Source organism: Pseudopedobacter beijingensis, from assembly GCF_042678145.1.
Classification (GTDB): Bacteria; Bacteroidota; Bacteroidia; order Sphingobacteriales; family Sphingobacteriaceae; genus Pseudopedobacter; species Pseudopedobacter beijingensis.
In genome coordinates this window covers 1-20,793 of sequence record NZ_JBHUDG010000009.1, presented here as the reverse complement: position 1 = coordinate 20,793, position 20,793 = coordinate 1, and the positions used below count along the sequence as shown (strand labels likewise).

Below are 20,793 nucleotides of genomic sequence, written 5' to 3'. Positions count from 1 at the left end.
CTCTACTGCCATTTTCTTAAAAGAATCATCAAATACTCTTCTCATGTGTAAACAAATTTAAATCTATTTCTTAAAATCTGTCTCCACTCAAAGGTAGCAACTCCATAAGGCATTTTGTCTTGATACAAAAAGTACCAAAAAGATTAAGGCTACCCAAAATGAGCTAAAAACCAAGCTACGTTTGCTAAACAAAATGAACTCGCTGCGCTCAAACAGCATTTTGTTTTTAACGCTTACTCCGCAGGTTTTCTTAACGCTAATTTTAGGAGGCCAAAGAGCGTACTTAGCAAGGGGGTGTCTTGCGTTATTGCAAACCATGGACTATGGTCTATTGACCAAAAGCTACTAGGGCTCGGCCCGCCTATGAGGGCCGGAAAGGTATGTGCGCAAATGCCATAAGTATATACTTTTCCCCAATTTCTCCTATAAAAATAAAAAACTACCCAAACGGGTGGGAAATTTAATGTATGTCTTTGGTTAAGTTTGACAACTTAATCTAAAGAATATACTATGAATACTGCTGTTGATTTTAGTTTCTCAAATACAGTTCCATTTGAACAGGTTCGTGTACATTACGAACCTGAATTTGGTATTACCTGGTTGTTTATGCAGCCTAGTCCACGACCTTGTTTTAACCATATTTGTATGAATGAGTTGTTAATGAACCAAACTTGTATTGAAGCTCTGCATACCGATCCGCTTCGCCGTCCTGCACAGCCAACCAATTACCTGGTACTTGCATCAGATGTTGAGGGTGTTTTTAATTTAGGCGGTGATCTGGAAACATTTAAGAAGATGATAGAAAAACAGGAAAGAAAAGGGTTACAAGAATATGCTTATTTGTGTATAGAGAACTTATGGACTTTTTATAATCTACAGACCATAACCTCTATTTCTCTACTTCAGGGTAAGGCTTTAGGAGGAGGATTTGAAGCTGCCCTGTCTGCACATGTATTAATAGCAGAGCGGGGAGGAGTTGCGGGTTTTCCGGAAGTAATGTTTAATTTATTTCCCGGTATGGGAGCTATCAGTTTTTTGTCTCGACGTATTGGGTTAAGTGCAGCCGAAAAGATGGTTCGTTCGGGTAAGCTATATACAACAGAAGAACTTTACGAAATGGGAATAGTAGATGTACTGGCAGAAGAAGGTCAGGGCGAACAAGCTTTACGGGACTGGGTTCGGAAAACGCACAAATCTTTGAATTCTTTTCAGACTATTCAAAAGGCCAAACAACGAGTAAGTCCACTTACCAAACAAGAGTTACTTGATATAACAGAAATTTGGGTAGATGCTGCATTGTGTCTGACCGATCGTAATCTCCATATAATGGAGCGTCTGGTACTTGCTCAAGATAAAAAGATGGCCAGTTAGAATTAACAGTTGATGTTTGTTTTGCGGGACATACGCTAGTTAAAGGATGGTTTCCTCTGCATAGAAAAAAGTGTCATTAGAGATTGTTTTCTCTTATAAAAATGAAAAACTACCCGAACGGGTGGGGAATTTAACGTGTGTCTTTGGCTAATTTTGAACTCTAAAACCATAAACCGCATGTATAAAATTTTACAAGACTTTTTCTTCCCATTTATTATTACCGTATGTTTTGCCTTATTGGTATATAACAAAAGTTATTCGCAAACCCCAGATGCCAGCGGGATTGTGTATGTGAAAAAAGGAGCTACCGGCAACGGAAGCAGTTGGACAAGTCCTACAGGCGAGTTGGCCGATGCCTTGAAAGCGGCAAAAACCAATACCAATATCAGGCAGATTTGGGTAGCTAAAGGAACCTATTACCCCTTGTATAGTCCACAGGACGGAACTGATTTCGGAACAGACAAAGGCCGGGACAATGCTTTCCTACTGATAAAAGATGTAAAAATATACGGCGGTTTTGACCCCGATAAGAATATAAGAGATTTACAGGGCAAACGCATTGAACCTTCTGCTACAACCGGTTCCATATTAAGTGGCGATTTTAGCAATAACGATGTGCTTAGCGGTAGCGACGCTACATTGGCCATTGCAAACAATACCGAAAACGCTTATCATGTAGTGGTAAGTACCGGGGATATAGGTACAGCTTTGTTAGACGGTTTTACCATTACCGGGGGAAATGCCGATAATAAGACCGGGTCGCTTATGGTCAATTCCAAAGAAATAGATAGAAGTACTGGAGGAGGGATATATACCTATACTTCATCACCTACCTTTAGCAATGTAGTAGTCTGTAAAAATACAGCAGTAAACAATGGAGGCGGTGTAGCTAATCTGGTAGAGGCTAATCCGGTATTTGTTAGCACTTTGATTATTAAAAATATAGCTGCAAACGGCGGTGGGGTGTACAACGCAGCTGTAAGCTCTCCGGTTTTTAGAAATACGGTAATAGCCCTTAATACGGTAGTAGGTACGGGGTCGGCCGCTTATAGCAATGATGGTGCTCCGGGAAAAACTTCGACCCCTAAGTTTTACAACAGCGTGGTTTACAATAATAGTTCTTCTTACGGTGCGGCCTTAGCTTTTAGGAATTATCCCTACAATCTCACTACGTTTAGTAGTGCAAACAGCCTGATACAGAGTGAAACCAGTACAGCAAATGGTAATATCAAAGGTGATACCGACCCCAAATTCACCAATGCGGCTAATGACAATTATACTTTGGCCAATGGAAGTCCACTAATTAACAAGGGAAATAATTCGTATGTTACCGAACCCTTTGATTTGGCAGGTAATGCCCGCATACGCAACGCCACGGTAGATATTGGTGCTTATGAGGTGCAGAGTGGCAGTACAATAGCTTATACCAAGACCAATCCTGTTATATCGGAATATGAGGCTATTATCAAAACTTATGGCGATGCCGGCTTTATACTGAATGCGCCCATTAGTACCAGTAGCGGAACATTTTCCTATTTCAGTACTAAAGAGAGTGTGGCCACCATTAACGGAAATGCCGTTACCATTAAAGGGGCGGGAACGATGACCGTTATCGTAACACAGGCCGGAACACCTAAACACAATGCAGTTACCACTTCATTAACAACCATAACAGTCAACAAAGCCAACCCGGTATTTTCTAATGCAGATGATATTACCAAAACCTACGGCGATGCCAATTTTGTACCCGAGATTACCAGTACCAGTAATGGCGCTTTCACGTATGCGAGCAGCAATGAAGATGTAGCGGTGATAACCGATAATAAAATAACCATTGTCGGTACAGGTACAGCGACTATTACAGCAACGCAAAAAGCAACAGCTAATTACAATAGCGGTAGCATCAATTTCGATTTAACAGTCGACAAAGCGGATCCGGTATTATCTGACTTTACGGATATCAATAAAACTTATGATGATGCTAGTTTTACTATAACTGCCCCGATAAGCACCAGTAGTGGGACGTTCACTTACAGCAGTAGTAATACAGCAGTGGCTAGTATCAGCGGCAGTATAGTCACCATTAAAGGAGCCGGTACAGCAACCATTACAGCAACGCAGGCCTCTACCGCAAATTACAATGCAGCAAGTGTTGATTTAACCTTAACAGTCGATAAAGCGGATCCGATATTATCCGGCTTTGCAGCTATCAATAAAACTTATGGCGATGCTAATTTTGCTATAACTGCGCCGACAAGCACCAGCAGTGGGACGTTCACTTACAGTAGTAGTAATACAGCGGTGGCTACTATCAGCGGCAGTACAGTCACCATTAAAGGAGCCGGTACGGCAACCATTACAGCAACGCAGGCCTCTACCGCAAATTACAATGCAGCAAGTGTTGATTTAACCTTAACAGTAGACAAAGCAGATCCGGTATTATCTGGTTTTGCAGCTATCAATAAAACTTATAGCGATGCTAATTTTGCTTTAACTGCCCCGACAAGCACCAGCAGTGGGACGTTCACTTACAGTAGTAGTAATGAAGATGTAGCCACTATTAGTAGTAATATGGTAAGCATACATGGAGTAGGTACCACAATGATTAGCGCTATTCAGGCTCCTACCGACAATTATAATACGGGGGGTATATCACTTAAATTAACCGTTGTAGAGAAAACATTATCTGTTTCGTTGCTTTCATTTACCGCTAAAGTTGAAAATAACAAGGCAAAACTGGAATGGTCAACTGCTTACGAGCAAAATAACAGAGAGTTTATTATCTATCGTAGTCATAATGGTAAAGAATTTATACTAGATACAGTATCAGGGATAGGAAATTCATCAACCATCCAAAACTATTCTTATGATGATGAAAATCCTCTCCATGGCGTTAACTATTATAAGTTGGTGCAGGTAGACAGAAACGGTAAACCTACGGAACTGGGCGTAAGAACAGCAAACTTCTCTTTAGAAGGTGCTAACTTTTTGTTTTCGCCTAACCCCACAGAAGATATTATAAATATTAGTTTTGATAAAGGGCAATACCGTATGTTAAACCTTACAGATTTAAACGGAAAACTATTACAGCAAATCCAGATAAATCCTGGTGAGGGTAGTTTGGTAGTCTCTTTAGGAAGTTGTTCTACAGGTATTTATCTATTACATTTAGATGGAGATAAAGGCAAGATAACCAAAAAAGTGATTAGAAAGTAAGTTGTTTTTATGGGGCTGTTCCCTATGTTTTTTTAGTATAGGAAACAGCCCCTTTCTCTTAAAGCCTTAATAAGGGTGCTCTGTCTCCAAAAGTCTTCGTCATCTTCTAATAACCGGAGCAAGCTCTAAACTTATTTCCAAATCTTTTGATAGCGCAAAAGAACTATGTTTTAGCTTCTGAAACAGCTTGTCCCGGACTCCATTTGGGAAGTTTCCGCAAGATAAATTTCACTAATTTTAGACAGTCTCTATAATATGCTTAACAGTATATGTTTTACCGTTATTATCTTTAATTGTAATAATATAAATACCCTGTGGTAATTGGTTCTTTAGCTGTAAAGCGTATTTATTTATTGTATCTGTAACTTTAATATTTTCTTGATGTACCATTACCCCTGTTATGGTGCTAATGCTTACCTGCAGATCAGAAGAGGGTAAATTGTTGATTAATAGATTTATTTCTTTACCCGGGTTAGGATAAGTTGTTATCTCAATTTTTTCGTTTAAACTAAACTCAAAAGGGATAGTTTTTAACTCAACACGGTTACCATTAAAATCTACCTGTTCTAGTTTGTAATAACTTGTTCCAATAATAGGGTTGAAATCTGTATAAGTATATTGTTTTGTGTTTTGGCTTGTCCCGGCCCCTTGTTTACGTGTAATTTCGGTAAAATCAATAGCATTTACAGACCTGCTAATAATAAACTCTTTATTTTCTTTTTCGTTATGGGTTTGCCAGGTCAGTTTTGCGGCATCATCTTGCCTTGTGGCCTGAAAATCTGCAAAGCTAACAGGTAGTGTTGCACTATAATTATGGTAATTAATAGTAAATGGTATTGTTACAGGCGTATTACTTCCAGCGTCAACTATTCCAGCCCATTCTGTACCGCTATGTTGTTGAGCATTGGAGCCAGTTATACTAATAACTCCAGGTTTGGTAACTGTAGGGAAAAAGATTGAACCACCATTTGACGCATGCACCTGAAAAACTATCCAGTAAGTTCCTGCAGTTAAGGTGGTAGATATATCTCCACTTATTCTCCATATCTTACGAGTGTTACCTGGAGAATTATAACCAATTCTATACATCATAGCGTTGGCACTATTAGAGGCATTATAACGGTTGGTGGTCATGTCTCCTGCAATTTTAGTTGAGGTCGATAAAGAAGGGTCTCCGTCCCATATCTCAATCCGTAGGACATCTACAGGAGGCGTGGTTCCCGTATAGGAACTTTGGTGACAATAAAAATCTACCCTGCTAATTTGTAATTGTTTCCCGGCTGTAATGGTGAAATCATCGGTTATTTTCATGTTAGTTGTCCCGGAGTTGTCGTAGATAGCCCCAAAACCTAGATTGGTGTTTGTAATACCGTTTACAGATTGCAGCTCACTCCAGGTATAGCCTGTAGGAGCAGTGTTTGAGCCATTAGCTGTTAAACTACCCGTAGATAAAGGACCATTGTGATAATAATTTTGTGCCCGGGTAGTGAGTGGTAAGGAACAAAGAAGAGCAATAGCGTATAAAAAAATAAAAAGATACTGTTTGGATCTGCAAAAATATATCATAAATATCGGCGTGTATGTAAACGTGGAATGGCAAATATAATGAAATAAGAGTCTTTGACTGTAATAAAGATGTTACAAGGGGGTAATTTGCGTAAGGAAACCACTAAAATAAAAGGGGTTTTACAAAAGAATTGAACATGCTTTAATAAGCATAAAAAGCCCGCTGTCTTAAATTATGTTTTGACAGCGGGCTTTTTAATTACTATTGAATCAATTATTTTGTTTTTAATCTGGATGACTTTATCCTATCATCTTTCTGAAATCGGGCTCGGCAGCTATATACTCTTTTAAAAGTTTTATCTGGTTATTAGCCCTTGATAAATTGTGTTTAGAATAGGCTGCACCATAATAAATGTCGTTATTAAGGTAATCTGTTAAGAAGCGTAATGCCTGCATATAAATCAGGAATTTACCAGAATAAATAAACAGTTCTTTTTCTTTATCGGTCAGTTTATCAGCAAGTTCGCTCATGTAACCATTGTAAATAGCACCAAACATATCTAACCTGATATTGATTTTGCTAAGATCCTGTTCCTCTTCATTTGCAGGAGAGAGGTAAGTCCTCATCATATCTCCCACGTCGCTAATGAAATATCCGGGCATTACAGTGTCCAGGTCAATTACACAAAGCCCCTTACCGTATTCATCAAACAAAACATTGCTTATTTTAGTGTCGTGATGGATAACCCTTAGCGGAATTAAGTTTTCGTTGATAATAGACTCGTAGGTATTAACAATATCCTTTAGTTGGTAAAGCTGGTCAATAGAAGCTTGTGTTTCCTGAATTCTTTCTTTATTTCCGTTAGAAACCGCATCTTCAAACTGTTTAAATCTGAGGGTTAAATTGTGGAAATCCGGTAAGGTAATACCCAGATTCTGTAAGTTGAAATCAGATAACAAGTTGGTGAATTTTCCAAATTGTTTAGCCGCTTCAAATGCCTGCTCTTCGTTTTCTACGGTGTTAATGGTTACAGAACCATCTACAAAATGAAATAACCTGAAGTAACCGTCTTCTGTCTCAATCAGAGATTTTCCTTCCAGGTTAGGCAAAGCCGCAACAAATAAATAATCAGGGTAAAACTTGTTTAAAAATAACCTGAGGTTAGCCGTATTCTGATCTATAATTTCGGGTTGTTTAAAAACATGGTGATTAATTCTTTGCAGAATGTACTTTTTATCTCCGGCATCAATAACCCATGTATGGTTAATTAAGCCCGTACCAAATTTCGTAATCTCACATTTGTCCTCTATCAGACCAAATTGCAATAACAAATCTTTAAGCATTACTTTATATAAAAAAGAATGAGAATTTTTAAAACCTTTCAACTCAAATGTAAGCAAAGGTGTAAGGAATACGTAACGCAAACGTTTGATTGATTTTGATGAAGGGGAAGGGTGAATGTAAACAATGATAAATGTTGAGTTTTTAATGCTTAATATTTAAAGCGATGAATTATTACAAGCCATTGCTAAGAACGCCAAACGGCCTTCTAAAATTAGCGTTAAGAAAACCTGAGTAGTGAGCGTATAAAACAAAATACTGTTTGAGCGTAGCGAGTTTATTTTGTTTAGTGAACGCATCTTGGTTTTTAGTTAATTTTGGGTAGCCGCGGCTCTTTGGTTCTTTCCAGCTGTTGGGAAAGAAATAGCCTGTCCGGCAATAAGGACGGAAAGATATGTGAGAAGGAAAAAGTAAACCACTAGGTTAGGAACAATGAATGATGAACTATCTGGTGGTAATTAGTTTTTCTCAATAAGCTTAGATTCGATATAGACTTTAAAGAAAGCTGTTTGTTCTTCGTTCATTTCTTCTTTTTGTAAAATAAGATCCAGCAAAATTTCTGCGGACTTTTCTCCTTGTCTGTAGGGGTATTGTTCTACAGATGCCTGCGGACCAAAATCCATATACTTAAACAGCGGTAAATTAGAATAACTTACAAATTCAATATCTTGTTGTAAATCAAGGTTTAACTTTTTAGCATGGTTAATAGCATATAAAGCTATATAATCATTAAATGTAACTATTGCTGTGGGTTTGCGCTTGTTAGAAAGTAAATTTTCCAACGCTTCTTCTGCACCTTTTTCAGATAAATCGCAATCAACAATCAGGGAGGGGTCGTATTTCAATCGGTTTTTAGTCAGGGCTTTTATATAGCCCTCTTTTCGTTCCTTACTGGCGTACAGTGTAGAAGGGCCATTAATTAAGCCTATACTTCTGTGTCCCCTTTTTAAAAGATAATTTACCGCTTCTACAGTTCCGGTTTCCATGTTGCAAACCACATAATGGATGTCTTTTTGTGGAGGAATACAATCGAAAAAAACCAAAGGAACCTGATTCTTTTTGAAAATATCTAAATGAGAAAAGTCTGACGTTGTTTTGGCCAGTGATATTAATAAACCGTCCACCCGGTGATTCAACATTTTTTCTACCAGATTTTTTTCTTTTTCTTCATCGTCATGCGACTGTGCAAATAAAACCGTATAGTTTCTTTGGTTGGCTACGTCTTCAATAGCGCTGATAGCAGAAGCAAAGAAAGCTTCCGAAAGTTCGGGAACAATAACCCCAATGGTATTTGTTTTTCCTTTTTGGAAAGAGATGGCAGCTAAATTGGGAATGTAACCCATTTGTTCGGCAATTTTCTTGACTTTGATACGGGTAGAAAGTCCAATGCTGGGATGATCGTGTAATGCTCTGGATATACTGGATACCGAGAGATTCATCTTTTTAGCAATTTCTTTTATGGTAACTGGTTTTCTGCTCATCAATAGCGAATATAAGAAAATGTTGAGTTATATGCTATATCAAACGTTTGTGTTATGTTTTTATAAACCTTATGGTTTAAAAACCGACTAAAATTTAGTTACTTAGATTATCGACTTATTGATGATATAGGGTTTGCCTGAAATAAAAGTGATTTACCTGCCCTAATGCATTTTGAAACAGAGTAAATGTTGGATTTGCGCTTATGGCTTTACATAAAATAGAACTTTTTTAAAGCATTCCCGTTATTCTAAGTATTGTAAAGTAAACTTAAAAAAACGATTAAATTTCTTGATATTGCATCAGAATTTCTGTCAATGAAAGATTATAAACTGCTTACCGATGGTGAATTGTTTAATCTATTAAAATTAGATGACAGGAAAGCTTTTGCCGAAATTTACGAAAGGTATAAAGGACCTTTATATATTCATGCCTTTAACAAACTCAGAGATAAAGAAGAAGTAAGAGATGTTATACAACAGTTGTTCTCTGTTCTTTGGATTAAACGGAACGAAATTACCCTGACGGCTAATTTATCCGGGTACTTGTACACTGCTGTAAGAAACAGGATATTTAAAATTATAGCCCATCAGAGTATACAATCTAATTATATTGTATCTATCCAGCAATCTATAGCATCTACGGAAGCTATTACTGATTATACTGTCAGAGAGAATCAGCTTAAGCAGATTATTGATAAAGAAATACAGTTGTTACCCGAAAAAATGCGTGAAGTTTTCCTGCTAAGCAGAAAGAGTTATTTCTCTCATAAAGAGATTTCCGAAAAATTAGGAATATCTGAACAGACCGTTTCTAAGCAGGTAACCAATGCCTTAAAAATACTGCGTACCAAGCTCGGATTGTTTGGTTTTCTGTTGTTTTTAATGAAATTCTAAAAAAAAGTAAAAATTATCTACCTGTTAAGTTCTTGTTAAGGGTCTATAAGTAAAATGGGCAGAAAAGCTCTTGTTTGAGACCAATGGATAAGACTAAAATAAAAGAATTGCTGGATAAGTATGAGCAGGGCACCTGTACCGAACTGGAAAGAGCTCAGTTAGAAACGTGGTACCTGAATCAGGAAATTCCGCATAAGCTACCTTTAACAGAAATAGAATTTGAAGACGAACTGCATAAAATATGGAGCAGTTTGGAAGAAGAACACAACCACAGACAAATAACTCCTCTATGGAGAAAGCTAACCGTAGCCGCCAGTATTGTTCTGATTACAGGCATTGGTTTATATGGTTACTTTACAAATAAAGGGACTGGAACTGTAGCACCAATATTAAAACAACAAGCTATTGCCGATATTAAGCCGGGAGGAGATAAAGCTGTTTTTATTGATGCACAAGGGAATGTAGAAGATTTAAAAGACCAGATTTTTGTGGCTCCTGCAACGCTGCAAGATGCCGGGAACAAATCTGGATACAGTACTGTTATAACACCCAAAGGTGGGCAATATCAGGTTATACTGCCTGATGGAACGCATGTTTGGTTAAATGCAGCTTCCAGTTTAAAATATCCGAATGTTTTTAACGGAAAGGACAGAAGAGTAGAGTTAACCGGCGAAGCATATTTTGAAGTGAAACACGATGCTTCTAAACCATTTAAGGTAGCTAGTCTGACCCAAACGGTGGAAGTATTGGGTACACATTTTAATGTAAACACTTACGAAGATGAGCCATCTATAAAAACCACTTTATTAGAAGGGTCGGTAAGGGTAACCACTGCCAATGTCAAAGAAATTGTACTTAAACCAGGCGAACAATCTGTCAACCTGCATGGGAAAATATCTAAACAAAACGTAGGAGTAAACGAAGTGGTGGCATGGAAGAACGGTTTTTTTCAGTTTGATAATGCATCGCTTGAAACGGTTATGCGCCAGATTTCCCGTTGGTATGATCTGGATATCCAATACGAAGGGAATGTTCCTGAACGTGTTTTTAACGGTAAAGTTTACCGTAATATGAGCCTGTCAAAAGTATTGAGCGTGTTGAGTTTTTCGAATATAAATTACAGAATTCATGGCAAGACGATGATTATATCGTCCTGAACCTCATAATTAAGAACCATTTATTAATCCTAAAAAAATGAAAATGATAAGATACCTACGACAGCAAAGCTAAACAGCCAAAGTTTGGGTTATAAAAAACCGCAGAAGTGTTGGAGCACCTCTACGGCAATACCTGGACGAGTTATCCGTTGGAGCGGACAAAAAAAATAACTAATTGATTTTTAACTAATCCAAAGTACAAATATAATGAAATTTAGTGCTATGTGCATTGCTGGGCTCTGTTGTGCCCGGCAAAAAAAAGAAAAAACAAAAAAGGCATATCATACCATGAGGGGAGAAAATGGGTATGCCAACCTAAAAAAGTGGATTATGAGAATAAACCTGACCACATTTGTTTTGATACTTGCACTTGTACAGGCGAGTGCGAAGGGATTCAGCCAAATAAACCTGAACGAAAAAAAGACTTCATTACAAAGTGTTTTTAAAAACATAGAGTCGCAAACCAGCTTTGTGTTCTTCCTGTCTGATTTTGATCCGTCGAAAGTAAAAATAGACGTTAATCTAAAAAATGCAAATATAGAACAGGCTATGGATGCTTGTTTAAAAGAATTGCCTTTAGCTTATCAGATTGTAGATAATACCGTGGTAGTGTCTACCCGACAAAACCTGAGAACTGTTTCTGGTACAGATTTTCAGAATCAGACCATCGAAATAAAAGGTAAAATAATAGATGCAAAAGGGGAGCCTTTGCCTGGTGCCGGCGTAAAAATAAAAGGAACCAATCAGGGAACGGTAGCAGATATGAATGGTAATTTCATACTTAAAGCTGTGGAGAAAAATGCCATTCTTATTGTGTCGTACACCGGTTTTAATACGCAGGAAGTACCCGTAAATAGTCGCGGACAACTTTCTATAGTACTGAAAGAAAATTTACAGGCATTAGAAGAATTGGTTGTTGTAGGATACAGTTCTAAAAAACAAAGCGAATTAACCAGTGCGGTAACCGTTGTATCTGCAGATAAATTAAAAGACGTTACCGCTAATAATGTGGGCACCATGTTGCAGGGAAAGGTAGCCGGTTTACAAGTAGTAAATAGTTCTGGTTCACCAGGTTCTGCTCCCGAAATCCGTTTACGCGGTGTATCTTCCGTAAATGCGTCGCAGCAACCTTTAACAGTTGTAGATGGTATAATAGGTGGTAATTACGATCCTAACGATGTGGAAAGTATTACAGTACTCAAAGATGCCGGATCAACCGCATTATATGGTTCACAGGCAAATGCCGGTGTTATTATCATCACCACTAAAAGTGCAGCAGAAGGCAAAACACAGTTTGAAGCAAAAATAAGTTCTGGATTTAGAACTGCCGATTTTGGTAAACTGGAAGTAATGAACAGTAATGAACTTTACGATCATCAGAAAGAATTTTACAGAGATTATATTGTAGGTGCAACAGACAATTCGTACAAAATAGACCTGATTAAGTTTTATGCAGAAAGACCACTTTCTTTAAGAAATCAGGATTATGATTGGGTAGGCGAATCTTTTAAAGCAGCACCAGTTAATAATTTTTATTTATCTGCCCGTGGCAAAACAGAAAAAAATGCTTACTATGCAGGTGTTTCTTATTACAATGAAAAGGGAACTTTTTTGAATACCAATTTTCAGCGCATCAACGTAAGAGCAAATTCTAACTATACATTTACTAAAAAGCTTAACGTAACCAATAATATTAACTTAAGTGCTTCTACAGGTAAGAGTTATGATTATATGGATATGTATTACTCTTTTCTGAATTTACCCTGGGATAACCCTTACGATGCCAGTGGAAACCCAATGTATGTAGACGGAAATACACCTTTTAAATGGTGGTCTCGCGATAAGATTAATCCATTACATACCATTGCAAATTCAGATCATCCTTACAAAGGTTTTGATGTGAATTATGATTTGGGTGTTAACTATAAAATTACAAATTGGTTAACATTTACCAGTACCAACCGTATTTCTGCAGGTACAAACAAAAGCACTAATTATTTTTCTCCGTTAGTTGCCGGAACATATCATGATACAGGTTTTCTGGAAGAACAAAACTCATTGTATTATGGCGGAATCTCTAATAATTTATTAAAGTTCAATTTCAAATTGAATGACCATGAACTGAGCGGATTAGCGGGTGTAGCATTTGAAGGTGGAAGAGAAGAGTATTCAGGAGCTTCAGGAAGGGGCTTGGCTGAAGGATTAAGAGTATTGAATGTAGTGTCAAGTAACCGTTCTGTAAATGGTTATTTCGAGAAAAGCTATATGCAATCTTTTATATCTCAGCTGAATTATAATTACCTGAATAAATACTTTGTATCAGGATCTTTCCGTGTAGATGGTTCAACAGCATTTCCAGAAGATAATCAATATGCATCGTTCCCTTCTATCTCAGGAGCATGGTTAATGAGTAATGAAGATTTTCTAAAAGAAAATAAAATTATAGACAATCTTAAATTAAGATTAAGCTATGGGGTAACCGGAACACAGGATATAGGTGCATCTCGTTTTATGGGATTGTTCTCTCTAAAAACACAATACAATTCGCTTCCGGGGGCAATACCTTATCAATTACCAAATCCTTTATTAACCTGGGAAAGTAAACATCAGTTAAACGCAGGTATAGATATTGGTTTGTTTAAACGGGTAAACTTATCTGTGGATCTTTACAGAAACAATACTAAAGATCTTTTACTGGAAGTTGCTCAACCGCTTTCTACAGGTTTTGAAAAGAAATGGGAAAATGCAGGTAATGTAATTAATAAAGGAGCCGAGATTACCTTAAATACCACCAACATTCAGAATAAAAACTTTATCTGGAATACTGATTTTACCATCAACTTCAACAATAATAAATTGGAAGGGGTACCTGATGATTTTGTTAAAACCGGATCATGGAGTATTTCACAGATTTACAGAAACGGGGGAAACTTATATGAGTTTTACATGCCAAAATGGGTAGGCGTTGATCCGCAAACGGGAGCTCCATTGTGGGAAAAACTAATTAGCGATGAAAATGGAAAAGTAGTAGCCAGCGAGAAAACAGACAATTACTCTGACGCTACTATGCAGGAAGTAGGTTCTGCTTTGCCAAAATATCAGGGCGGTTTTAATAACAGCTTTAAATACAAAGATTTTGGTTTAAGAGTAAGCACTTATTTTAGTTATGGTAATAAAGTGTTTAGCAATAATCTTCGTTTTATGATGAACGACGGACACGAGCCTTACTACAATCAGCTAAAAATGCCTAAAGATTCTAAAGTATGGTCGCAACCTGGAGATATAGCCACAGAGCCTAGCCCACAAAACTCGGCTAACTCCACAGAAACATCAACCCGTTACCTTAGAGATGGAGGATATTTTACCATACGTAACATTGCACTGACTTATGCTTTGCCAAAATCATTTGTAAACAAAATGAAGTTTGATGGTATAACCCTGGGCTTAACAGCAGATAATGTGTACACATTTACAAACTTCCTTGGGCAAGACCCGCAAACAACTATTACACCGCAAAGTTATGCAACACCGGGAGTGTCGGATTTTAAATATCCAAATAACAGACAGTACTTGTTTACGATAGACTTTAGATTTTAACCTTATCTGCCAGCAGATAATAAAGAGATATTTAACATGAAAACAAAGTTAATTATTGGTGCCTTAAGCTTAGTACTACTAAGTATGAATGCATGTCAGAAGCTTTCTGTGTCACCCAGTGACGCCATAACAGGAGAATCTCTGGTAAGTACCAAGGCAGGTTTAAAAAATGCATTGAATGGAGCTTATGCTTTATTTAAAGATCATGTGACGTTTAATGGGAACGACGATCAGAATAATATGTACCTGAGACAATTTTTTCAATTGTCTGATTTTGCCAGCGACGATATTGTTTGCGGACAAATAACAGAAGACCCGTTATTCTATAGCTTTAGTTTAAGTCATTCGCCCACACAGGCAAACACCCGCTATTTCTGGTATGTGTCCTATAAAATTATTACCGGTGTAAATACCGTTATAGAAGCCGTAGAAAAAAAGGGAGATATGGACGCAGAAACCCAGCAATTATTAGGCGAATGTTATTTCTTAAGAGCATTCTGTCATTTTAACCTGGTAAGATTTTTTGGAAAACCGTACACCGTAGATCCAAACGGTTTAGGTGTTATTATCCGTCAGTCCACCTCAGAGCCCGGTAAGAAAAAAAGAGCTACCGTAAAAGAAGTTTACGATGCGGTAATTGCAGACGCTAAAACAGCAGCAGACTTAATGACCCAGCCCAGAGGTGTACAATATGCCTCAAAAGAAGCAGCCTGGGCTCTACTTTCCAGAGTTCATTTATATAAAGATGAAAATGAAGATGCCATAGATTACGCAAACAAAGTAATTAACTCAGGGCGTTTCTCATTAGAAACCAAAGACTCCTATCCTAAACTATTTGCAAATGCAACAAGTGGTTCCGAAACCATTTTCTGTGTAGCATTTACAGATAAAGAAGACTATGGTAAATTTGGTTCCATAGCCTCCATGATTTATTCAGACGGTAACTCAGGATGGGGCGAAGAATTTGCATCCTCATCATTAAGAGAGCTGATGTCGCAACACCCACAAGACGTAAGATGGTCGTACATAGTACCCGCACTAGACGATAACGCTAACGTTCAGAAAAAAAATGGAATAGAAGTTTATTACATTACTAAGTTCTCCTTTCAGGACGGTTCTCCAAACTTAAGTTCTCCAATTATGTTCAGGCTGGCAGAAATGTACCTGAACAGGGCAGAGGCACAAGCCAAGTTAACCCATACAAAAGAAGCCTTAAACGATGTAGATAAAATTCGCGAAAACAGAGGTTTAGAAAATGAACTGTACAATGAAGTATTGCCATCAGGAAAAACAGCTTTAGATGTAGTGTTAGAAGAAAAAAGAATAGAAATGGCTTTTGAAGGGCACCGGGCTTTTGATGTTTATAGAAACAAACGTACTATGGACAGAACCTACTGGGGTTACCACATTCCGGGCCTAAAAGAAACAGATGTGGATTTGTCTAAAAAACCAACAGGTTATGCCAACCTAACGGTTAATTACACCAATCCAAGAATAATTTATTATTTGCCAATTGATGAAATATTAAGCAATGGCGAAGCAAAACAGAACGATTAATAATCAATACTAAAAATATTTGGTATGAAGAATATAAAAAGAATCAGCAGTATTTTTTTACTGGCGGTATTGAGTTTATTATCCAATGCCTGCAAAAAAAATGAAACCACTCGTTTAATAGATTTATTATACGATTTGGATGTAGAAGGCAACGATGTGAAATTTAATCTGGTAACCGAAAGTGTCACCGATTATCGCTGGGATTTTGGAGATGGACAAACATCCAATGAAGCCAACCCTACCCATACATACCCCGGAAAAGGTAAGTATGTAGCCACATTATATGCAAAAGTTAACGGGCAAGCAGCAGAATCATCAGCCGTTATCAGGATAGCCAAAAGCTCGCCCATTAAAATTGGAGACAACAGTTTGGCCGATTGGGATAATATTACCAATAATGTAATTACCTCAGGACCGGGCGGTGGTGTAGTTAAAAAAGCAAAATTTGATTACGATGGCAATAACATCTATATCTATATGGAACTGGAAAGTAAAAAATCTAATGGAGATATTTTTGACTTCTATATAGACTCAGATAACAATACCTCAACAGGTTTACTTGGTGGTTTTCCTGATGGTGGTTTTGATGTGCTTTTAGAAGGAGCTTTGCTAACAGAAGGTTTAGATGTATTTTACCATAAAGGGGAGCAAACTAGTTTCTCCTTTGATCAGCAGTCTATATCAGACTTTTATCAGGTTGGAACCATAGTTCAGGATGGAAATATCCTGAAATTTGAAATGAAACTGGTGCGTACTAAACTTAAATGGCTTACGGGTACCGGTGCCAAGTTTGGCATCATGGTGACTAAAAACGACTGGTCACAAACCATAGGATTTGCTCCGGACGAAAATGCTTCTGCTTTCTTCCTGGATATGGACGAATAAATTCACGAAAACACAGAATATCTTTTAATTAAGAAACTCATTCAACCGAAATAGCTTATGAACGAAAGTACTGTAAAAACACAGTCTAATGGGCGTTTATTGTCCTTAGACGCCATGCGTGGCGCCATTATGATACTGCTTTGTGCAGAAAGCTGTTTGTTGTACGTGGCATTAAAAGACCTGAATATGACTGCTCCATTCTCTACTTTGGTGGAGCAGTTTTTTCATCATCCATGGCATGGCCTCAGGTTTTGGGATTTGGTGCAGCCGGCGTTTATGTTTATGGCAGGGTCTGCCCTGTATATTTCATATTCCCGCAAACGAGAAAAAGGAGAAAGTTGGGCACATAATTTTAAGCACATTTTTACCAGAAGTTTAAAATTATTTATCTGTGGTGTAGGCTTACATTGCGTATACGCAGGTAAACCAGTTTGGGAGCTTTGGAATGTGTTAACCCAGTTAGCCTTTACAACACTTATAGCCTATCTTATTATTAATAAATCAGGAATCTGGCAGGTATCGTTTTCATTTGCTTTATTGCTGTTAACAGAATTGTTGTACCGTTACACGCACATACCCAATTTTGATAGCCCTTTTGAAGAATACAGAAATTTTGGAGCCTATATGGACACTGTTTTAATGGGGAAAATAAATTCTGATGGTTGGGTAGCTATCAATATCATTCCAACTGCCGCACATACTATCTGGGGAGTATTAGCCGGCAGGTTATTGATAGACCAATCCAGATCGGGTTCAACAAAAATAAAAACGCTGGTGGCATACGGATTGATATTGCTGCTTGTTGGCTATGCATTGGATTTGTCAGAAATAACCCCCATTATCAAAAGAATAAGTACCAGCTCGTTTACGCTGGCTTCCGGAGGGTGGGTAATTATTATTCTTGCTGCAATGTACTGGCTGATAGATATCCGAAAACAGCAGAGATACGTGTGGATATTAACAGTAATGGGAATGAATGCCATTTTTATTTACCTGTTTTTCGAAACTGTTGGAATGCAGTGGCTTAATGGTATCGTCAATATTTTTACGGGCGAATTGTTGCTGCTGTGGTTTAATATTCCCGTTAAAATAGCAGCCCTGGTTTCAGCTCTGGCTGTTTGGGTATTGGAATGGTACCTGTGTTATTGGCTCTTCAAAAAGAAAATATTTTTCAAACTATAGCAAAAACATCATGAAATTAAATAAGATATTTTTATACACGGTCTTGGCTTTTGGTACATTGGCCATGGCTTGTAAATCAAAAGAATCAGAACTTGTTCAGGTCGAAAAGATAAAAGTTACCTATGTAGAAAGTAATGAGGATTTTCCCAATCCAGAAAGAGGCTTTTACAGGTACTCCGAAACTTACGCCAGTAACTTTACCGTTTTAGACGCCAATGAGCTTAAAGGTTATAGGTCATTACAATCTATATCCAATGCAAATTATAAAGTGTATAGTACCTTGGTCTTTAGATATTATATTCTGGATGGTCTGACAAACGCTGCCATTGGAGCTTCTTTTTTAACACATGTACAAAGTGATTTTGATGCAGCCCGTACAGCAGGAGTAAAACTTATCCCCAGATTTGTATACACCGTTAATCAAACAGCAGGGAATTGCCCCGAAGGATTTATTTGTCCGCCTTATGGCGATGCACCTAAAAACATCATACTGAATCATATTTCTCAGTTAAAACCAGTATTACAAAGTAATGTAGATGTTATTGCTGCGGTACAACTTGGGTTTATAGGTACCTGGGGCGAGCAGTATTATTCTGATTATTTTGGCGATGCGTCGTCCAATGGAAATCAGGACGAGAAGTTATTAGATCAAAACTGGATGGATAGGAACGAGGTTTTACAAGCCATGTTAGATGCCGTACCTAAAAGTAGAATGGTACAGGTTAGATATCCGCAACTTAAACAACGTTTTCTGTATGGGAAAGATACCCCTATTACTGTTGCACCAATGGCAGAACAAAGTGCATTTAATGAGAGTGATATTGCTCGTATCGGTTTCCATAACGACTGTTTTTTAGCAAGCTCCAGTGATTATGGTACTTATGAAGATTACGGAAACAGCAGTACTCCCCGCACTTCAAATATGGGTGTAGTTAATACTTTAAGAGATTATGTAAAACAGGACGGTAAATACGTTGTAGCCGGAGGCGAAACCTGTTCTAATGACTATAGTCCGGCAAACGACTGCGAACCAGCAGGAAAAGCACAGGAAGAATTTGCCCTGATGCATTACAGTTACCTGAATGCACATTATAACAACGAAGTAAATAATGATTGGCAAACCGGAGGGTGTATGGATAATATCAAAAGAAATTTGGGTTATAGGTTTGTACTTAAAGATGCTGTTATTCCAGATAATGTAGTAAGAGGAACGTCATTGAACTTTACGCTTAACATGATTAATAAAGGCTATGCATCGCCCTATAATAAACGTCCGGCAAAATTGATTTTAAGAAATCAATTAACAGGAGATATGAAGGTATTAGATATGGTTTCCGATGTCAGAAAATGGTTCTCTGGCAATTTAAAAGTAGAAGAAAGTATAAAAATAACCTCAGACATTCCAGCAGGTAAGTACGAGTTATTACTTTTTTTACCCGATGGCTCAGAAAGTATTAGCAATCGTCCGGAGTACGCTATCAGGTTAGCAAATCAGGATGTTTGGGAACCAACTACCGGTTATAATAAACTGAATCATGTGATTACAATCCACTAAGAAGATGTTAATCAAACGTTTGAACATACATTAAAAAATAATAACAATACATAAATATTAATTTTAATTCAGAAACTAATTTATAAGCTTATGAATCGTAGAAACTTTGTAAGAAACTCTGCTGTTGGTTTGGCCGGACTAACTATCCTGCCAAATGGGATGCTGTTTGCCAAAGATAAAGCAGTGGTGAAGTTAGGATACATTGGAGTAGGTTTACGCGGTAGAAACCATATAAATGAAGGTCTATTAAGAGACGATGTAGAAATAGTAGCTATATGCGATATTAGGGAAAGCTCTTTAAAATTGTGTCGCGAACAATTTGTAAAAGCTAAAAAGAAATTACCGAAAGAATTTACCGGAGGTCCCGATGCCTATAAAAAGCTTTTAGAGTTAAAAGATCTTGATGCAGTCATCATATCCACCCCCTGGGAATTTCATAGAGATCAGGCCGTAGACAGCATGAAAGCCAAAAAGCATGTAGGTTGCGAGGTTATTGCAGGGTTAACCGTTCAGGACCATTGGGATATCGTCAACATCTCAGAAGCCACAGGCATGCAATACATGACCCTGGAGAATGTTTGCTACAGAAGAGATGTAATGGCCATGCTAAATATGGTGCGTCAGGGCTTATTTGGCGAATTGGTGCACCTGGAAGGTGGTTACCAGCATGATCTGCGGGAAGTACTTTTTAATGATGGCAAACATTTTTACGGTCACGGTGTAGAATTTGGCCCCGACAAATCTATCGGTGAAGCCCAATGGAGAACCCAGTACAATATAGATGTAGACGGAGACCTGTACCCAACCCACGGTTTAGGCCCTTTAATGAACTATGCAGACATTAACCGAGGAAACAGGTTAACCAACCTGGTATCATTCTCGTCCAAAGCCCGTGGTCTGGCAGACTATGTCAACAAGCAGTCGCCCGGTCATGCCAATTCCAAAATCAACTATAAAAATGGAGACATCACCACCACAATGATCAATTGTGCCAATGGCGAGACCCTTACAATCACCCACGATACACATTTACCACGTCCCTATTCAATA

Annotated in this window: 13 protein-coding genes; 10 read left to right on the top strand and 3 right to left on the bottom strand. The window is 37.8% G+C overall.

Annotated elements, in window-relative coordinates; all coding sequences use genetic code 11:
- Window positions 1–510 precede the first annotated feature (510 nt).
- Both ACFSAH_RS07775 and ACFSAH_RS07770 read left to right on the top strand, forming a co-directional pair.
- Window positions 511–1,371: a crotonase/enoyl-CoA hydratase family protein gene (locus ACFSAH_RS07775; protein WP_379662150.1), complete on the top strand. Its 861-nt coding sequence runs from the start codon at window positions 511–513 to the stop codon at window positions 1,369–1,371.
- A gap of 177 nt (window positions 1,372–1,548) precedes the next feature.
- Window positions 1,549–4,587, top strand: coding sequence for a T9SS type A sorting domain-containing protein (locus ACFSAH_RS07770; RefSeq protein WP_379662149.1), 3,039 nt, complete (start codon window positions 1,549–1,551; stop codon window positions 4,585–4,587).
- A 237-nt stretch (window positions 4,588–4,824) separates the two neighbouring features.
- On the opposite strand, the gene ACFSAH_RS07765 is transcribed toward ACFSAH_RS07770, so the two are convergent.
- The 3 genes from ACFSAH_RS07765 to ACFSAH_RS07755 form a co-directional block, all read right to left on the bottom strand.
- A complete protein-coding gene (locus ACFSAH_RS07765) occupies window positions 4,825–6,153 on the bottom strand; it encodes a T9SS type A sorting domain-containing protein (protein WP_379662148.1) in 1,329 nt (442 codons plus the stop codon).
- 240 nt (window positions 6,154–6,393) lie between these two features.
- Window positions 6,394–7,518: a phosphotransferase enzyme family protein gene (locus ACFSAH_RS07760; RefSeq protein ID WP_379662147.1), complete on the bottom strand. Its 1,125-nt coding sequence runs from the start codon at window positions 7,516–7,518 to the stop codon at window positions 6,394–6,396.
- A gap of 375 nt (window positions 7,519–7,893) precedes the next feature.
- Window positions 7,894–8,916 (bottom strand): LacI family DNA-binding transcriptional regulator, encoded by a 1,023-nt coding sequence (locus tag ACFSAH_RS07755; RefSeq protein ID WP_379662146.1) that lies wholly within the window; start codon window positions 8,914–8,916, stop codon window positions 7,894–7,896.
- A 315-nt stretch (window positions 8,917–9,231) separates the two neighbouring features.
- Here ACFSAH_RS07755 and ACFSAH_RS07750 point away from each other — a divergent pair, with 315 nt between their 5' ends.
- The 8 genes from ACFSAH_RS07750 to ACFSAH_RS07715 all read left to right on the top strand — a co-directional run.
- On the top strand, window positions 9,232–9,810 hold the full coding sequence (locus ACFSAH_RS07750; RefSeq protein WP_379662145.1) for an RNA polymerase sigma factor: 579 nt from the start codon (window positions 9,232–9,234) through the stop codon (window positions 9,808–9,810).
- Window positions 9,811–9,893: 83 nt separating this feature from the next.
- Window positions 9,894–10,967, top strand: a complete 1,074-nt coding sequence (locus ACFSAH_RS07745; RefSeq protein WP_379662144.1) for a FecR family protein — start codon at window positions 9,894–9,896, stop codon at window positions 10,965–10,967.
- Between the two features lie 288 nt (window positions 10,968–11,255).
- Window positions 11,256–14,564, top strand: a complete 3,309-nt coding sequence (locus tag ACFSAH_RS07740) for a TonB-dependent receptor (protein ID WP_379662143.1) — start codon at window positions 11,256–11,258, stop codon at window positions 14,562–14,564.
- A 36-nt stretch (window positions 14,565–14,600) separates the two neighbouring features.
- Window positions 14,601–16,121 (top strand): RagB/SusD family nutrient uptake outer membrane protein, encoded by a 1,521-nt coding sequence (locus ACFSAH_RS07735; protein WP_379662142.1) that lies wholly within the window; start codon window positions 14,601–14,603, stop codon window positions 16,119–16,121.
- Window positions 16,122–16,145: 24 nt separating this feature from the next.
- A complete protein-coding gene (locus tag ACFSAH_RS07730; RefSeq protein ID WP_379662141.1) occupies window positions 16,146–17,006 on the top strand; it encodes a PKD domain-containing protein in 861 nt (286 codons plus the stop codon).
- A gap of 57 nt (window positions 17,007–17,063) precedes the next feature.
- A complete protein-coding gene (locus ACFSAH_RS07725) occupies window positions 17,064–18,188 on the top strand; it encodes an acyltransferase family protein (protein WP_379662140.1) in 1,125 nt (374 codons plus the stop codon).
- A gap of 10 nt (window positions 18,189–18,198) precedes the next feature.
- The gene (locus ACFSAH_RS07720; protein WP_379662139.1) at window positions 18,199–19,743 is read left to right on the top strand and encodes a DUF4832 domain-containing protein; all 1,545 of its coding nucleotides are present in this window, start codon (window positions 18,199–18,201) and stop codon (window positions 19,741–19,743) included.
- Window positions 19,744–19,833: 90 nt separating this feature from the next.
- Window positions 19,834–20,793: Gfo/Idh/MocA family protein (locus tag ACFSAH_RS07715; protein WP_379662138.1), on the top strand; the 960-nt coding region annotated here is incomplete at its 3' end.